This is a genomic window from Azohydromonas lata NBRC 102462 (assembly GCF_001571085.1).
In the GTDB taxonomy this organism is placed as follows: domain Bacteria; phylum Pseudomonadota; class Gammaproteobacteria; order Burkholderiales; family Burkholderiaceae_C; genus Azohydromonas; species Azohydromonas lata.
Genome location: NZ_BCTC01000335.1, coordinates 1 through 579 on the forward strand (window position 1 = coordinate 1; position 579 = coordinate 579).

A 579-nucleotide genomic window follows, 5' to 3' on the forward strand; every position below is an offset into this window, starting at 1 on the left:
CTTGGCGTTCTCGTTGACCCGCGCCAGCGCCATGCCCAGCACGCTTTCCTCGCCGTTGCGCGTGACGGCGCCAAAGCGCATGGCCGGCGCCTCCTTGACCTGTGCCACGTCGCGCACGTGGATCGGCGCGCCGTTGCGCTCGGCCACGATGACCGACTCGATGTCGGCCACGCTGGCCACCAGCCCCAGGCCGCGCACCAGGTACTGCTCGGCGCCGACGTTGAGGTACTGGCCGCCCACCTGGCGGTTGTTGGCCGCCAGCCGCTCCATCACTTCCTTGAACGACAGCCCGTACTTGATGAGGCTGCGCGGGTCGATCTGCACCTGGAACTGCTTTTCCTGACCGCCCCAGGAGATGACGTCATCGACGCCGGGGGCGGTGCGCAGGATCAGCCGCACCGTCCAGTCGTGCAGCGTGCGCAGGTCCATGGCCGAGAGCTTCTTGTCGGCCGAGTCGATCGTGTACCAAAACACCTGGCCTAGGCCCGAGCTGTTGGGCCCCAGCACCGGCTCGCCATAGCCCTGGGGCAGCCGCTCCTTGGCCTCTTGTAGCTTCTCGCCCACCAGGCGCCGGGCGAA

The 579-nt window shown here is 68.2% G+C and carries 1 protein-coding gene; it reads right to left on the bottom strand.

Going from position 1 to position 579, the window contains the following annotated elements:
- Positions 1-579: efflux RND transporter permease subunit (locus ALA01S_RS31380; RefSeq protein ID WP_169806069.1), on the bottom strand; the 579-nt coding region annotated here is incomplete at both ends.